Raw genomic sequence first — 17167 nt, 5'->3', positions numbered from 1 at the left:
CTTAGCCCACCTTTCCAAGAAGGTATACGACCGAGAAGATGAACACCCATACAACGTCGATAAAGTGCCAGTACATAGCAGACACATAAACCTTAGGTGCTGTAACCACGGTTAACCCTTTTCTGTACAGCTGAGCAATCAACAGGCTGATCCACACGACCCCGAAAGCAACGTGGGCGCCGTGGAAGCCAACCAGCGTATAGAATGCAGACGAGAATGCACTCGTCTTCATGTTAAACGATTCATGCACAACATATTCATAGAATTCATAAATCTCAAGGCCAAGGAATCCAAGACCCAGGACAACGGTCACGATCAGCCACAGCTTCAGCTTCTCGATATTATGACGGTGCAGCGCCTGAATGGCGAACACGCTGGTCAAGGAACTGACAAGCAATATCAGCGTTGCTGCTGCCGTGATCGGAAGCGAAAACAGCTCAGCAGCAGTTGGACCTTCGTTGTTCTGGCCGCGAAGCGCCAGGAACGTTGCAAACAACGTACCGAAGAGCACGGCCTCTCCACCGAGGAAGAGCCAGAAACCAAGAACCTTATTACGGCCTTCGAGTGTTGCCTTCTCGGGCTCGTGAGGAAGTTCGCCGTTTACATGTTCAGCGTGACTCATGCTTTACCCTCCCCTTCCAGTTCTTCAACTTCGATGTGATATCCATGATCATCGTACAGGGAACGAGCGATCATTGCCGCGAACGTAATCAGAAGACCAACAATCAGAACGATATATTTATTGAAGATTAAGCTCATGAACGAATTCGAGAAGTCTTCCGTGCTAAACATGAAACCAAGACCCGCGATAAACAGACCCAGTGACATCACAAACGGAAGGATGCTTGGCGAAGGCATGTGGATCGGACCAACCGGCTCGGATGGTGTCATCTCTTTATTGCCTGCCATCTTCTCTTTCCAGTAAGCGTCAATGCCGCGAACGAGCGGAATTTGCTTAAAGTTGTACTCTGGCGGTGGAGACGGAATGCTCCACTCGAGCGTGCGTCCATCTTCCCATGGATCCGCTGCAACGCCAACCGGTTTTCTTGTAGTGACGGCAATGTTAGCCAAGAAGAGCAATACGCCGATCCCCATCAAGATTGCACCGATGGTACTGATGAAGTTAAGCTCGTCGAAGTTCTGGTTCGGCAAGTAGGAGACAATCCGCCGCTGCATACCTAGCAATCCAAGGAAATGCTGTACGAAGAATGTCATGTGGAAGCCGATTGCGAACAACCAGAACGTCCATTTGCCCAGCGTTTCGTTCAGCATACGGCCGAACATTTTTGGCCACCAGTAGTGAAGGCCGGCGAACAGACCGAATACCAGACCGCCAACGATAACGTAGTGGAAGTGAGCTACAACAAAGTATGTGTCATGGAACTGGAAGTCTGCAGGAGCAGAAGCCAGCATAACACCGGTAACCCCACCCATTACGAACGTCGGTACGAAACCGATCGCAAACAGGTTTGCGCTGGTGAAGCGGATTTGGCCGCCCCACATCGTGAAGAGCCAGTTAAAGATTTTGATACCGGTAGGAACGGCGATCAGCATCGTTGCGATGGAGAAGAGCGCATTCGCTACAGGTCCAAGACCTGTCGTAAACATATGGTGAGCCCAAACCATGAAGCCCAAGAAGGCGATCAGGATGGTTGCAAATACCATGGAGCTGTATCCGAACAAACGTTTACGGGAGAATGTAGGGATAACTTCTGAGATAATACCGAACGCCGGCAAAATCAGAATGTAAACTTCAGGGTGACCGAAAATCCAGAAAATATGCTGCCACAATACAGGGCTTCCGCCTGCCGCAACATCAAAGAAATTGGCACCGAGCAAACGGTCAAAGCTGAGCAATACGAGACCTACCGTAATGGCAGGGAATGCGAACAGAATCATGGCCGAAGTGATGAACGCCGTCCATGTAAACATCGGCATTCTCATGAAGGACATGCCAGGCGCACGCATCGTAATGATGGTAGCCAGGAAGTTGATACCACCGATCAACGTACCGAGACCTGCAATCTGAAGTCCTATCGTGTAAAAGTCTACGCCGTGCGTGGACGAATAGTCGTTGGTGGAGAGCGGCGTATAGGACGTCCAGCCCGCATCAGGCGCGCCGCCCATAATCCAGCTCAGGTTAAGCAAAAGTCCACCGAACAAGAACGTCCAAAATCCGAGCGAGTTCAGAAACGGAAACGCGACGTCGCGCGCGCCGATCTGAAGCGGGATGACCGCGTTCATCAAGGCGAAGATAACTGGCATAACGCCAAGGAAGATCATCGTCGTTCCGTGCATTGTAATCAATTCGTTAAATACTTGAGCCGATACCAGATCGTTCATCGGCTTGATCAGCTGCAAGCGAATCAGAATCGCTTCGATACCGCCTATCCCGAAGAAGAAACCACCCGCGATCAGGTATAATATACCGATTTTCTTGTGGTCGACGGTTGTCAGCCAATCCATGATCCCCGTGTAGCGTTTGACGCTATGGCTAGAAGCATGAGCGTGAGCCAAGGTTTGTACCCCCTTTTAAAGTTCTTGCTGTATTAATAATCCAACTTATAATTGGCCAAGTAATCGGCAATCTGCTCGATTTCTTCGTCACTGAAGCCGAGATCCTTCGGATTAGGCATCGTGTTGCCAGGTTTTACAGCCTGAGGCTCCATCAGCCATTCCACCAGGTTGTCTTTCGTCGGCTTAGTGCCTGGTTTGCCGCTTATGTCGTTCAGCAAGATACTCGCAATCGTCTCACGGGATCCAATGCCGGTCAGGTTAGGACCCATCGCTCCGCCTTGGTCGCCCACAGCGTGGCAGGAAAGACAGTTGGTCTTGAATTTCTCGGCGAGCGCCGCATCCGCAGGAAGCACGGCTGGCTCTTTGAATGCCGCCACCCATTTGTCAAATGCCGCATCGTCAACCGCTTTCACCCGGAATTCCATGAAACCGTGAGAAGGACCGCACAACTCCGCGCATTTACCAATGTATGTATCCGCTTTGTCAGCAACCAGAGTCATGTAGTTAACGCTGCCTTCCGTGTTTGTATCCATCTTGCCGCCGAGCGATGGTACCCAGAAGGAGTGAAGCACATCATTCGTTTTTAATTGGAATGCAATTTTCTTGCCTACGGGAACAACCAGCTCTTGAGCCGTTCTTACGCCGTAGTCTGGATAATTGAACTCCCACCAGAACTGGTGAGAAGTAACTTCCACCTTAACTGCATCTGGATTGTTCCAGTCGTTCTCTCCGTAAGCAAATACCTTTTGAATAGTAGGAACTGCAAGCACGAGCACCAAGAGCAGCGGAATCGCCGTCCAAATGATCTCAAGCTTATGGTTACCTTCCACTTGCTCAGGAATTTCATCTTGTCCCTTTTTTCTACGGAATTTAACAAGCACGTATGCGGCAATTCCAAATACCACAACCATTACGACGATCATAATCGAAATGGAGAGCTTAATTAAATCCAGTTGACCTTGTGCTACCGGACCTTGTGGTCTTAAGACCGACAAATCCTCTCGGCCGCAGCCGGATAACACCAAAGCAAACATGGCCATCAAAGGAAGAAGACGCTTTACAGCCTGCCACCGTTTCATCATTGATCTACCCCACTTTTCCGATTTTCGTAGACTACCATCCGGCGCAAACAGCGGTAATCTACCTGCACAATCACGGATGAAGTAATCCTGTCAATTAAAGCAATCACTTATTAAATATAAGTTCATGGGTTGCTTTTGTCAATCATTCACAGGGAGTTCACAAATTGTTCGAAAAGTCGTCAAAGTCGCGCCATTACTGATTTTGCAATCGCTTTCAAAGCGTACCTTCCACCCCGCGACCCCTCATTCGACATTCTTCACATCCCGTCAACGACAGCCTTCATAGCTATATATACAGTCATTTCCGCCTTTTTGAATCTGTATGCAGCCCTTCCCCCTGTCAACCCGGACAAACATGATGAAGGAGGTGTTCCTCGAAAGCCGCAACCGGCCCTGCAAAGAATGCCTCCTATTATTATGGTATATTTTTCGGCATCTTAATCCGTCAGAACAACAGCATCTCCACGCGTAATGGCAATCGTATGCTCATACTGGACGCCCACCGATCCATCCGCGCTGGAGATGGTCCAGCCGTCATCCCCCCAGAACACCGCCCCTGAAGGGCCCAGGGTGAATACCGGTTCGATGGTAATGACCATGCCTGCTTTGAGTTTGAGGCCCCTTCCGGGATTTCCATAGTTCGGCACATCGGGCGGCTCGTGGATGGCGCGGCCGATGCCATGACCGACAAGCGGTTTGACGATCCCATAGCCTTCTCTCTCGGCGACCCTTTCGATCGCATGGCCGACGTCACCCAAGGTTGCGCCATGCCGCGCGGCCTCGATCCCTTTAAACAGCGCTTCGTGCGTATGCTTCATAAGCTGCCTTACTTCCGGGGAAACCTGATCCACCGCGTAAGTCCAGCCGGAGTCGGCCAGCCAGCCGTTCTTGTTCACCACCATATCAATGGTGACGACATCCCCGGATTGCAGCGGCCGCTGGTCGGGAAATCCATGGCACACCACCTCGTTGACCGATGCGCAAGTCGCGTAAGGAAAACCTTTGTATCCTTTTTGCTCGGGGAAGGCCCCGTTCCTCTCCAGAAACTTCTCGACCCTGGCATCGATCTCGCTGGTCGTGATCCCCGGTTCGATGACTTTCGCTATTTCACGGTGACAGGCGGCCAATATGCGCCCCGCCTCGCGGATATGTCCGATCTCTTCCTTCCGTCTAAGCTGTATCCTCACATCTGCCCACTCCCTTATATCCTTATCGGATCGATTGCTAACAATATATGTAGGGACCGATGCAAAATGCCCCGAGAAGCAGACTTTCCGCGTAATAGGAAGACACCAAGATTGAAAAAACGGCTAAACGCAAAAAAACCGCTTTCGGGACATTTGTCCCAAAAACGGTTTAACCATAGGCGCTAAAATGGTTCATGTCATTAGTCGTTAACAAGGTGAAGATGCGATGCGTGTCTGTGATATTTCTATAGACCAGGTGCTGTTACAGGTTACGAAACGGAGGAATTCAGCTTGCCAAGTTCATGCTCAACAACAAGAGTAAGCTCTTCTTCGTAGCCCCCCATAATATGGTACTTCCGGACATACTCCTTTACAAATTTTTTCGGATCTTTAGGCCGGAAAATTCGTGTCATTTCCCGCAGACTTTCCTTAACCTCATTGTGACCTTTCGTTGCCATGATGGATCCCTCCCAAAACGTGTGGAATAAATTACTCCGTTTAAAGAGAATGCCGAAAAGATCTACCTCATTAAGTTGAAGCCATATTGCAGTTCTTACGGTGACCATTAGGTTGATATTCAGCAACTTACCAATGCACCTGACACTATACATACCCTAACAGCATGCAACTGAATCATTAATATATTATATCATATTCCTCTGTTTGTTTCATCTTTCCCAAAAATTGTTTTTCTGTACTATGTTTTTTCGCAGCGTCATCGGTTGCGCACAGAATTGGTTAAGATACTTTTAAACGATCCTGCCGGCTGCAAGCGGCGAATGCCGTCACCGGAATCAAAGATTTGAGAAGATGAGATACAAGGAGGCCATTATATCATGGTGAAGTCACAGACTATCCTGCATTCCCCCGTTGCCTCAAGCCCGCCTATTCCCGTTGCGGAGCCTGAAGACGCAGGCCTTCGGCGCGACGTGCTCGATCGGGTAGACCTGATCATACAGAAGCAATATCCGAAAATGCGGAGCTTTCTCCTCCTTCATGCCGGCAAACTTATCTACGAACGCTATTACGGCGGCCACGGCATATCCTCGCTGAATGATTTAAGGTCAGCCACCAAGAGCTTTACGTCTGCGCTTTGCGGCATCGCCCTCTCACGCGGCGAGCTGCCTGACCTGAAAGCCTCCGTGACCGATATCTTTCAGCGTTACGTTCCCCAGCGAGCTCATCCGTTATTGCGCAACGTGTCCCTTCATCATCTGCTGACGATGACCTCGGGCTTTGCGTGGCAAACCGGTAAAAAGCTCGGGGAACCGCTCATCCACCGTTTCCATCGCAACCGGAAATGGACGAGCTTCGCCCTATCCCTCCCTGTCGTCGAACAGGAAATGGGCCGATTCCAATACCGGAGCACCGATTCCCACCTGCTCTCCGTTGCGGTTAGCGAGGCCACGGGAATGGACGCCTACACCTATGCCCGGCAATATCTGTTCGAGCCGCTCGGCATTCGCCATGCCGCCTGGTCCCCGAGCCCCGAGGGCCACAGCATGGGTCATATCGGCCTGTATCTTACCTCCCGCGACATGGCCAAATTCGGTCAATGCTGCCTGGACGGGGGACAGTGGCAAGGCAAGCCCGTTATTCCTGAAACCTGGCTTAAGCAAGCGCTCGCTCCGCAGGTGAAAGGCTATCCCGCTTTCGGCGATTACGGGTTCCAATGGTGGACCGGCATTCAGAACGGATCGGTTTATGCGCTCGCCCACGGCCATGGAGGACAGCAAATCTACCTTTTTCCCCAGTTGGATGCGGTCGTCGTATTTACGGCCGACAGCAAGGTCAGCCGCTGGAAGAATCCGCGGGTACTGCTGGAACGCCACATCCTTGATACCCTGAAATCCGCAGCGGCTTCCGCCGAATAGCTGGCAATTCGCAAACCTCTTCTTTCTTCGCAAGAAAGCGTTTGTGCCTTTTCCAAGCCTATTCACTGGCTAACATGCAAATTTCGGCGGATAGTCCCCCCTCTTTCTGGTTACTTTATGCCATATGAATCATTTCTTAAAATCAAGCTGAGAGGAGCATGCGACATGTCCGGTAAAGACAAGAATCTTCACCCGATTTCGAGAGAAGGGGTGGACGTGGACGGAACGTACACGAATGAATGGGGACGGGAGGAATACCTGAAGCGAGGAGAGGAATTCCCGTTCGATCCGCAGATGGGCTCCACGGAGTGGCGGCTGGCGGAGTATGATTTCGACAACCACCATCAAGGCAGAACAGACGAGCGTCTGGTTCCGAAAGAAAAAGGTCCGGATAAACAGGTGAATGCCGAATCTCCGCTCCGCCATGACGTGGAAGTAGATTAAAGCCCTTGCATATCGGCAGCGAAGAGATGATTCATCAGACCTGCTAATAAAAGGGTGATTTGATATGCGAAAATCGAAGCGGCTTCTGCTGTGGCTGATCCCGATCGCCATCGCGGCAGCCTTATGGCTCATAGCTAATGTCGTGGAACCGGAGTATGCCTATGTACCGCCTGCGCATAAATTGGAAAATTCCAATTCCGCCCAAATCCAAACCCGGCAAACCGATGTCATTCGCCAGTATGACCTGTGGGGCAAGACGCTTACGGTCCCGGGAACCGCTTTGCAGGATCAGCACCCCCGTTTGACAGCGGCCAATGGCGCAGTTGAGGTAAACAAAGAGATGCTTGCCCTGGGGCGCCGCACGATGTATGAGGAATCCTTTGGCAATGAGGTGTTCTTGACCGATATTTTGGGAATCGTCGACGGTCCGATGAAGCTCAAAAACGTTGCTAAAGCCCTTGCCGAGCTGAAAGGACGGGGAACCACCAATTTGCGCGTCGAGCTTGATCAGGATGTGACCATCGGCGGCAAAACCTTCCGCAAGGGGGATAAAATCGATACCGGCTTTGACGTAGCCAAAGGAGCTTATTCCCCCATTGGCGTAACGTTCAAGTATGCCGAAGGCAAAACCCGCATCGGCGTTAGCTGCATGGCCTGCCATGCCACCGTGAACCGTGATACGGGAATGGTCGTGGAGGGCGCGCCCAATTCCGATCTGAACCTCGGTTTAATGCTGGCGTTGGCCCCGAATAGCGCAGCGTATTTCACCCACACAGACGTTGCGAACCTCGTGGATTATGTCAAGAACGGGCAGCGTACCGTCATAAATTCCAAAGGGCAAACCGAAGCCCTCCCGGATCCCGCCCTGCTGGAAAAAGCCGTTGACGACAATCTGATCAAATGGGCGCCCGGCAATTTCGATACCACCGTCGATAAGGTCAGCGACGTGACCCAAATTCCCGATATGTTTACAAAGGGCGACCATCCGTACAGCTGGAGCGGCTTCGCCATCGCGGGTCCCTTCAAAGGACTCAGCACCTTCAGCAACAATGTTCACGCCCAAAATACGGATACATTGAGCCAAACCGAGGTCAGCGAGCCGCTAATGGGGATCGACAAAGAGATTTATGTGGGCACAATCCTGCAAAATGCGGCCCATCGCAAGTTTCGCTATGATCCAAGCAGCGGGCTGAAGCCGACCGAATTCTTCGACCGCCTGGACCCGAATCCCGGAACCCCCGGCGTTAATGAGGTTATCAAGATTCCGAACTTCCCCAAGGTTTCGGCCATAGCGCCGAACGGGCTGTATATCAGCTCGCCGGGTTTTAAGGCCGGGGAGCAGGTTAATGCCATGTCCGCTTATCAGAATACCGTCCGTCCGCCTGAAACCGATAAGGCTGAAGCCTCCGATGCCAAGACCCTCAGCCTCGGGGCGGAAGTTTTCAAAAAAGCGCAGTGCATCACTTGCCACGCAGGCGACTATTTTACCAACAACCGCATTATGCGTGCGGCAGAAATCGGCACCGAGCCTGCAAGGGCGAAGGCCTTCCATTTTACGCAGAACGCTTTTGGCGAGGCGGAGTTCTACCCGCCCGATACGCCTGTCCCGATTCCTCCGGACGCCAAGGCGACTAAAGTCCCGCTGGATGGTATAGACCCGGAGCAGATCAAGCTGGGCTTCGGCCATAAATCGGGCGGCGGTTATAAGGTCAAAGGATTGATCGGCCTCCGCTGGTCGGCACCGTATTTGCACGACGGGGGCGTCGCGGTCGGGCCGGAGCTGTCGCAAGCCGGAGTGCCGGCAACGCTTATGAAGGGCATTCACCCGGATCCCTACAACAGCCTGAAAGCCCTGATCGACCGCAAGCTGAGGCTGCGGGTCGTTGAGGCGAACCGCAAGGATTCGAGACTCAGGGATACCCACGTCACCGGTCAGGGACATGAGTATTGGGTCGACGAAAGCAGCGGGTTCACGCAGGAGCAGCAGGATGCGCTCGTGAAATATCTGCTCCAATTGAAAATGAAATAAGTCCGGGATATATCCATCATACTTTGTCCCATCGGCTCATAAGGTAAGGTATATAGCTTGCCTACCCCAGAACCGGTCTAAGACAAGGAGTTGATGAGATGTCCCCTTTCAAATCGTCCACAGGACTTCCCGAGAATTTGGCCGCGACGCTGTGCTATCTTCTTCCCATGGTCGGAGGAATTCTGTTTCTTTCATTAGAAAAGAGAAGCCGATATGTCATATTCCATGCGCTGCAGTCCTTGCTGGCCTTCGGCCTTCTGGCCGTCGCCCACCTGCTGTCGAGCGCGGTGCCCATCATCGGCCTTCTTGCCTCCGCCCTCCTGGCGCTGGTCGGCGTGCTGATGTGGCTGGTGCTTATGTTTAATGCCATTCAGGGAAAATGGTTCAAGCTGCCGTGGATCGGCAATTTTGCGGAGAAACAAATGCAGCGCATCTAAAGCAATGCATGCAAAAACGGCTTCCTCCCATGATTGGGAGGAAGCCGTTTTTTGGGCTTCAGCCCAAGACCGAACAGGATCAAAAAAAGCAGCCGGAACTGATCCGGCTGCTTTCGAAGATCATCTTAAGCTGCGTGCCCTTCTGTCGTCTCACCTCGCTCAGTGCGGGTCGGCTTCGTATATTTCAAGCCGTTAAAGATCAGATTCAGCACAATCGCGGTCAAGCTGCCGGCCACGATGCCGTTATCGGCAAGAATGCGCAGGTTGTCGGGCAGGCTGGCGAACAGGCCCGGCACGGTTGTGACGCCAAGACCCATGCCGACGGAACACGCGATAATGAACAGATTCTCATGACGGTTAAGGTCTACTTGATCCCCTAACATCCGAATGCCGGAAGACACCACCATGCCGAACAAGGCAACCATCGCCCCGCCCAGAACCGATGTCGGCACAAGCTGCGTCATGGCGGCAATCTTCGGCACGAATCCGATCAATACAAGCAAACCGCCTGCCACTACGATGACGTCGCGCGTCTTCACGCGGCTCATCTGAATCAAGCCAACGTTTTGGGAGTACGTGGTATAAGGGAACGAGTTGAAAATACCGCCTACCACAATCGCAAGACCCTCCGCGCGGTAACCGCGGGACAAGTCCTTGGAGGTGATGTCGCGATCCACGATTTTGCCAAGCGCCATAAATACGCCCGTCGATTCGGCAACGCTGACGATCGCTACCAGAATCATCGTCATGATCGGAACGATTTTAAACTCCGGCGTGCCAAAAAAGAAAGGCTGCGGCGCGCGGAACCAGCCGGCTTCGCGCAATGGAGTGAGATCCACCCCGCCGTATAACGCGGCAACCAGGGTGCCGAGAACTAGACCCAAAAGAACGGAGATCGAACGCAAGAAGCCTTTGGCAAAACGATTCATGATAATAATGAAGGCAAGAACGCCGAAGCCAAGGGAAATGTTCAGTGCGCTGCCAAAATCCTCGCTGCCTTGGCCGCCCCCAAGGTCGTTCAAAGCTACGGGGATCAGCGTCAGACCAATAATCGTAACAACGCTCCCTGTAACGACAGGCGGGAATACCTTAATCAGCTTACCGAATAAACCGGAGAACAGAATGACAAATAAACCGGAAGCGATAATCGCTCCATAAATAGCCGACATGCCATGCTGCTGTCCGATAATGATCATTGGACCTACGGCCTGGAACGCGCAGCCGAGCATGACCGGAAGGCCGATACCGAAGTACTTGTTCCCGAATACCTGCAGCAAAGTAGCGACCCCGCATGCCAGCAGGTCGATGGCGATGAGATACGTCAGCTGCTCCGTCGTTAAACCGAGCTGCCCGCCAACGATAAGCGGTACGATGATTGCCCCTGCGTACATTGCCAATACATGCTGCAAACCCAGCGAAAAGGTTTTGCCCGGACTCCGATTTTTATCAAAAATCGGTTCTTGCACCGCTTGTTTCTGTTGTTCCATGGCTTTTTGATTCCCCCCAATAAATTGTTAGCTTTCGTTCTATGCGAATGTCACAACGCCGTCTTCAAGTGATGCAATCCGTACGAGCGATTCGACCCGGTAGCCCGCTTCGGCCAGCAGGCGTCCTCCCGGTTGAAACGCCTTTTCAATGACGATCCCGATGCCTACCACTTCGGCACCCGCCTGCTCGACGATTCGGGCAAGCCCGAATGCCGCCTCGCCGTTGGCAAGGAAGTCGTCCACGATCAGCACTTTGTCGCCCGGCTTGATGAATTTCTTAGCGACCGTAATTTCGTTGGTCTCCTGCTTCGTGAAGGAGTACACCTTCTCCACGAAAATATCCTCACGGAGCGTCAGCGATTTCTGCTTCCGTGCAAAGATGAGAGGCACTTCCATCTCAAGCGCGGTCATGATGCCCGGCGCGATGCCGGAGGATTCGATGGTCAATACGCGAGTCACGTTCGCTTCCTTGAACAATCGCGTAAATTCCTTTCCCACCTCTTTCATCAATACCGGATCCATCTGGTGATTCAGGAACGAATCCACCTTCAGTACCTGTCCGCTTAATACAATGCCTTCCTCTTTCACTTTGTTCTGCAGTAATTGCATGATGCTCCCCCTTAAATTTGTTGTCCGCATTCCAAGCAAAAAAGCCCACTTCCTCCCTTCACCGAATCGCCGGGAAAGAAACAAGTGGGCATAAGCAGCAAAAACGCACCGTTAGCCTTCCGGTCAAACGGAATTTGACCTGGCTTGTCCGCTGCTGCTATAACCCGTAGTCCAATCATTTCCGGTGATCGGGTAGAGACATGCAGGCCGATTCCTGCACCTATACGAGAAAATGTATGATATCCGAATTCCTTAGAATGCTTACGTAATAATGTTATAGTTCCGAATGAATGAAGTATAACGCATTCCCTATGAAAAAATAAAGTGAAAATTTACGGAAATAATAAACTGCTGGTCAATTAAAAGAAAAAAAGGCTGCCCCATACGATTAATGGGACAGCCTTCCCTTGAATCAACTTGTAGGTATCACTTCGATTATCCATTCCAGGGGATCACCGATGGGCACCGATATATCGCTGTTTATATCAACCAGCTGGATACGGAGCGTATAAGTCCCGACATGAGCTTGCTGCCAGCGGAACAGGATATCGCTCCCATTCCCTCCCAGATCCATATCCCCAGCCGTTAAACCTGCATTCACCCGGTATACCCCTTCACGATCTGGAGTTGCGATCTCATACCCCTCCGTCGGAACCGTTCCCGGCCCATGCGGCTTCATTCGGAATCCGAGTACGCCCAGACTTACCGGCTGACCATGGTCATCGAGAATCGTCAATTCATAGCCAACCCGGGTATCCTCGCTCAGTCCGTACGCTTTGGAATAAAACCCCCAATACATATCAAGGGCTGCCGGAAACGGCCCTTCGCCAATGAATTCGAACTGCGAGAAGGGACTGACCTGGATGGAACGGACGCCTTCTCCAAGCACAGTCCATTGGCCTTCCTTGATCTCAAGCAGCTCAATCTTCTCCGTATAGCTGCCCGGCTCCAGCAGATCGGCATAGAACTCCAGCGGAATATCCGGCGAAGCGACCTCGCTTAACTTAAAGCCGGTACCATCAACAGACTGCAGCGTAAAGCTTCCCTCTGCGTTGGATTCCACCGTCTGCTCGCCATGACGGACAGGCAGACCCACGACCGGGATTCCATCCCTTGTCAGCGTCACCCTGACTTGAACTTCCATGTCATCGGCTAAGCCTTTCGTCTCGAAATGAATGGATCCAAAATAATTGTCTGGGCGGGCCGACAGTTCACTGCTCATATCATCGCTATATATAACCTTCACGAAAGGATCGGTCCCCGGCGGCTCCGTCGTAGGAGGTTCCGTTACCGGAGGCTCAGTCACTGGGGGCTCGGTCACAGGCGGACCGGTTACAGGCGGCGACACGCTGCCTCCTGATCCCGAGCCGCCGCCCGGGCTAACCGGCGTCGGCTGCCGAGCGCCTTTCTCCTGCTCCGCTTCTTTCCTGCCCTGGAGAAAGCGTGCCTGCTCCTCTGCGCTTAAGGATTGAAGAAGCCGCTCTTCAGCCTTCTTCTTCATTTCCTCCTGTGCTTTTCGGTTCGCTTCATCCTGCTGCTTCTTCTGCTGCTCGATCTTAGCCAGCATGTCGCCGAGTTTCTCCTGCAGCTGATCCAGCTGATTCTGCTGTTGATCTTGCTTCTTCTGTATCTCTTCCTGCTTGCGCTTCAAAGCTTCCAAGCGCGCCTGCTCCAGAGCAGGGTCGAGGCCGGCTTGTTTATCCAAATCTTTCACTTGGCCCGGATCAAATATCTTCCCCGAATCCGGGCTTGCTTCTTTCATCAGTTTATCTACTTCTTCTTGGCTGGCTTTTTTCTTATCAAGCGCCTCTTTCGCGATATTTCCGATGAGGTTATTCAAATTATCCGCGACTTTTGCCAAATCGTCCGGCGATTTCATAATCAAGTCTTGAGCGCCGGTTCCGCTTTGTCCGGACTGTAGTTCTTGCCGCTTCTTCTCGAGAAACTCCTCGTTCTCCCGGTCGATGTCGTTCTTATTCTTAATTATCTGAGCAATGATTCCCGGCGAAGCGTTCCCCATCAAATCCTCAATATCGATGAATTGTACAGGAGGGCGTCCCTCCTGTGAACCGCCTAGCGATATTTGTTGCGTGGGACTAATCATGACCGGGCCGGATGGCAGCAAGGAACCTTCTGTGCCTGTCGGCACCAGCGAAGAGCTTACTTTCCCGCTAGCGGTCACTACGTTTGTCATCCCTGTTAAGGGGTTGACGGTGATTATAAAATGCGTGCCTTGTACGCTATTGTCCGCATAACCGGTCCGCACGTCGAAACGATCCGTCGACCGGGCAAGGTCGGTAACATCATAATAAGCCTGCCCAGCCTCCAGATTCAGCCGAGTTACGTTGGAGATGCCAATCTTGCGAAGCTGCTCGACCACCAACGTCGTGTCGTTGCCTAACGTAATGACATCTTCCGTATCCAGGATCCGAAGCTTGGCGCCTCCCGTGCCGGAGCCGGTAACAATTTCATCGTCTTCGCCCAGCATCATCCCCTTGTAGGCGTCCACCTGCGCATACCCGCCGTAACGGAGCTTGGCCGAACCGGTGATTTCCACGACCTGCATGCGTCTCGGCGTAAAGTTCGAAGTGCTGAAGCTAACATTCCCCGGCTTCGTTTCCCGTTCAGCCAAATCCCGGATGATAACCAGCTTTGTGCTGGCGTTCCATTGGACATCCTTGCCCATCAGTTCGGCCACCGCTCGCAGCGGAGCCATCATCTGGCCGTTGGCGATATACGGCTCAACTTCCTTCGCCGCTCGGGAAACTTCTTTGCCCGCCTGATCCCGGGTCATATAGGGATCTCCGGCTTGCAGCGTGATGACATCCTCGCCAAGGGTTAATGTCATTTCCTTATTCTTGGCATCATAACTCAAACGGGTTCCGAGCAGCGTGCCTAACGTTCTGACAGGCACCACGGTCTGGCCCTGTTTCATAACGGCCAAGTCGCCCAGTTGGGCCACCTGATCTCCGTAAGCTGCGGTGATCCCTTGGCCTGGTTGCCAAGCATCAGGCGTCTTATAGCTGGACCATGCCCGGACGGCCCCATTGCGTTGGTCCGCGATGAACAGCTCCCCACTATCCGAAGCGACCCCAATATCCGCCGGCGCGTTGAATCGGACCTCGCTTTCAATTCCGTCCGCGTAACCTCTCGTTCCGCCGACCATGGTGGTCACGCGTTCGTCTTTCAGTTGACGCACGGCATGATTATGGGAATCTGCAATGAGAAGTCCATCCTCCACGCTCCATGCCAATCCCCGAGGCGAGTTGAAGCGGGCTGCATCCGCAGCTCCGTCCAGATAGCCAGGATCAGCGTATAACGCGTCCTTGGCGTAGCCATCGGATGACGGAACGCTGCCGGCGGCCGTCGAAACGGTCCCTTTCCCGAAATCGATATAGCGGATCGCGTGATTGCCCGAATCGCTGACATACAAATTGCCTTTACCGTCAAGCGCAAGACCTGCCGGCTCGTTAAATTGCGCTTCAGCAAGCGATCCGTTCTTGTAGTCCCCTGCCAATGCGATGACTCCGGCGCGAACCTGGACAGCACGCGTCGACGGGCTGCCAATCGTCGTTACTTCCCCATCCGGAGAGATCCGCCTAATGACGTGGTTCAGCGTATCCGCCACATACAGAATGCCGTCCTCGGTAACCGCAACGTCCTGCGGCTCGTGGAACAAGGCATCTTGAGCCTTCCCGTCCTTCAGCCCAATCCGTCCGTTGCCCGCTATGGTGTTTACTCTGCCCGCTTGATCGATTTTACGAATGGCATGGTTGCCTGAATCGGCTATGTACACTTGACCTTTTCCGTCAACGGCAATCCCGGACGGCCGATTCAAAAACGCAAGCTCGCCCTGGCCATCCAGGAGCCCGCCGATCGGAAGTCCCCCGCCGTCCCGCTTGTAGGACAAGGAGGCGCCTGCGAGAATGCTGCTCTTCCCGTCCTTTATTTTGCGAATCACATGGTTCTCCGTATCGGATACGATAACGGAGCCGTCAGGCAGCCAAGCCACACTGCCCGGTTGTCGTAATCCTTCGGAAGCCAGTGACGAGGATAGCCCGGCTGCATGCCCCGGCCCACCTGCAATCGTAGTCGATTGACCTAAAGGTAATCCGTTGCCGGCAACGAGCCTCTCTTTGCTTGGCAGAGGCGCAGTTGATGCTGCCATGGCGTCGCTTGCTCCCCCAAATACACTCCCCGCAAGGACAGCGGCTAGTGCCATCATGCCCATCTTTCTAAACCTAATCAAACCCAAACCCTTAACCCCCCTATACCTAAGTGATATTTCTAGCAAAAATCATACAATAATCCGGTCCTATCTGGATACATAATTTTCCCAATATATCTGACATCAAAAAAAAAGCCACCTCAACGGCAGCTTTCTCCGAAAATTTCATCTATTGAAACGTAACGTGGATCTGCACGATCTCGGAACGGGAGCCCAGCCGAATCGGCGGTCCCCAGAAGCCGTAGCCCGAGGACACGATGGAATGCATCCGGCCTTTTTGCAGATATCCCCAATCGTTCTCGAACAGGGCCCTCGTAATCAAATGCGCCGGGAATACCTGACCGCGGTGCGTATGCCCCGACACGATCAGATCAACGCCCTGCTGCTGTGCTTCGTCCAGCGCATTCGGCTGATGATCGAGCAGAAAAACCGGCTTGGATAAATCCGCCCCTTCCATGATCATGGACAAACCTGCGCGGTCCTGATCCTGCTTATCCCGCCTGCCTACCAGCGTCAAACCCTCCACCGTCAGTTTCTCGTCATACAGCACGGTCATGCCGCTGTCCTCAAGAGCCGATATCAGCTCCGTGATCTCCCCTTCGAATCGGTCATGATTGCCAAGCGAAGCATATACGCCATAGGTTGCCTGGATACCGGTCAAAACCCGATCTATCCCCTGGCTTAAATACGCATCCAGATCATCATCAATAATATCGCCCGGAAACAGAACCAGATCCGGCTTCAAGCCATTGATCTCCTTCACCATGCGCTCAGCGTGTGCCTTGCCTGACAAGACGCCGAAATGCATATCGGACGCCATGACGATATTCAGCTTCTCCATGGTTCCCGCATCCTTGTCCACCTGAATATCGTAAGCACGTACGGTTGGACTATAAGCGTTAAAAGAGCCGAAACCGATCGCGATCACCATCAGCACCAGCACGACGGATACCGCCGCCTTCTCCAGCCCATCTCTTCGCAATGCCGTCATCCTCAGCAGCCATAACACGATGTGCATCAACGGGAGAAGGATAATCAGCACATAAAAAACAGCCATCCAATACGATCCTATGATATTGAGAACGGTTTGATTACCGAAAAACCGTCCTGATATAAACGATGTCGATACCACGGTCAGCACGACTATGTATACCCATTTGAGCGCCATGGACGGCCCCGGCCTCAACCAGCTCCATACGCTTCGGCCAATATAATAAACCAGCAAGCCGTAAATCAACAGCGCCACGATTCCTGCAATAATAAACATCGCCAT

Annotated in this window: 13 protein-coding genes and 1 riboswitch; of the genes, 4 read left to right on the top strand and 9 right to left on the bottom strand. The window is 52.6% G+C overall.

What is annotated here, in order from left to right:
- Position 1 precedes the first annotated feature (1 nt).
- The 5 genes from M1D70_RS03665 to M1D70_RS03645 form a co-directional block, all read right to left on the bottom strand.
- Positions 2–622, bottom strand: a complete 621-nt coding sequence (locus tag M1D70_RS03665) for a cytochrome (ubi)quinol oxidase subunit III (protein ID WP_009590523.1) — start codon at positions 620–622, stop codon at positions 2–4.
- Positions 619–2466 (bottom strand): cytochrome c oxidase subunit I, encoded by a 1848-nt coding sequence (gene ctaD, locus M1D70_RS03660; RefSeq protein ID WP_374705894.1) that lies wholly within the window; start codon positions 2464–2466, stop codon positions 619–621. Before ctaD ends, M1D70_RS03665 begins: the two co-directional genes overlap by 4 nt.
- 83 nt (positions 2467–2549) lie before the next feature.
- Positions 2550–3599, bottom strand: coding sequence for a cytochrome c oxidase subunit II (gene coxB, locus M1D70_RS03655; protein WP_009590534.1), 1050 nt, complete (start codon positions 3597–3599; stop codon positions 2550–2552).
- 437 nt (positions 3600–4036) lie between these two features.
- Complete coding sequence (gene map, locus M1D70_RS03650) at positions 4037–4786, bottom strand: type I methionyl aminopeptidase (RefSeq protein WP_456289153.1); 750 nt, start codon at positions 4784–4786, stop codon at positions 4037–4039.
- Between the two features lie 269 nt (positions 4787–5055).
- Positions 5056–5244 carry a hypothetical protein gene (locus M1D70_RS03645; RefSeq protein ID WP_006208082.1) on the bottom strand — a complete coding sequence of 63 codons (189 nt, stop codon included), beginning with the start codon at positions 5242–5244 and terminating at the stop codon, positions 5056–5058.
- 378 nt (positions 5245–5622) lie between these two features.
- Here M1D70_RS03645 and M1D70_RS03640 point away from each other — a divergent pair, with 378 nt between their 5' ends.
- The 4 genes from M1D70_RS03640 to M1D70_RS03625 all read left to right on the top strand — a co-directional run bounded on the left by M1D70_RS03640 (position 5623) and on the right by M1D70_RS03625 (position 9570).
- The gene (locus M1D70_RS03640; RefSeq protein WP_009590528.1) at positions 5623–6660 is read left to right on the top strand and encodes a serine hydrolase domain-containing protein; all 1038 of its coding nucleotides are present in this window, start codon (positions 5623–5625) and stop codon (positions 6658–6660) included.
- Between the two features lie 165 nt (positions 6661–6825).
- Positions 6826–7104: a hypothetical protein gene (locus tag M1D70_RS03635; RefSeq protein WP_009590511.1), complete on the top strand. Its 279-nt coding sequence runs from the start codon at positions 6826–6828 to the stop codon at positions 7102–7104.
- A 64-nt stretch (positions 7105–7168) separates the two neighbouring features.
- Positions 7169–9133 (top strand): electron transport protein, encoded by a 1965-nt coding sequence (locus tag M1D70_RS03630; protein ID WP_456289152.1) that lies wholly within the window; start codon positions 7169–7171, stop codon positions 9131–9133.
- A 98-nt stretch (positions 9134–9231) separates the two neighbouring features.
- Positions 9232–9570, top strand: a complete 339-nt coding sequence (locus M1D70_RS03625; RefSeq protein ID WP_009593435.1) for a DUF4870 domain-containing protein — start codon at positions 9232–9234, stop codon at positions 9568–9570.
- Between the two features lie 125 nt (positions 9571–9695).
- On the opposite strand, the gene M1D70_RS03620 is transcribed toward M1D70_RS03625, so the two are convergent.
- The 4 genes from M1D70_RS03620 to M1D70_RS03605 form a co-directional block, all read right to left on the bottom strand.
- On the bottom strand, positions 9696–11057 hold the full coding sequence (locus M1D70_RS03620; protein ID WP_456289151.1) for a nucleobase:cation symporter-2 family protein: 1362 nt from the start codon (positions 11055–11057) through the stop codon (positions 9696–9698).
- Between the two features lie 39 nt (positions 11058–11096).
- Entirely contained in the window at positions 11097–11666 is a 570-nt protein-coding gene (locus M1D70_RS03615; RefSeq protein WP_009593434.1) for a xanthine phosphoribosyltransferase, read from the bottom strand.
- 147 nt (positions 11667–11813) lie between these two features.
- Positions 11814–11914, bottom strand: a riboswitch (purine riboswitch).
- A 164-nt stretch (positions 11915–12078) separates the two neighbouring features.
- On the bottom strand, positions 12079–15834 hold the full coding sequence (locus tag M1D70_RS03610; protein ID WP_456289150.1) for a stalk domain-containing protein: 3756 nt from the start codon (positions 15832–15834) through the stop codon (positions 12079–12081).
- Between the two features lie 229 nt (positions 15835–16063).
- Entirely contained in the window at positions 16064–17167 is a 1104-nt protein-coding gene (locus M1D70_RS03605; RefSeq protein WP_456289149.1) for a metallophosphoesterase, read from the bottom strand.

It is taken from the genome of Paenibacillus sp. AK002 (assembly GCF_053903045.1).
Note: the sequence above shows the minus strand (reverse complement) of the source record. Positions and strands in the feature narration are given on the sequence as shown.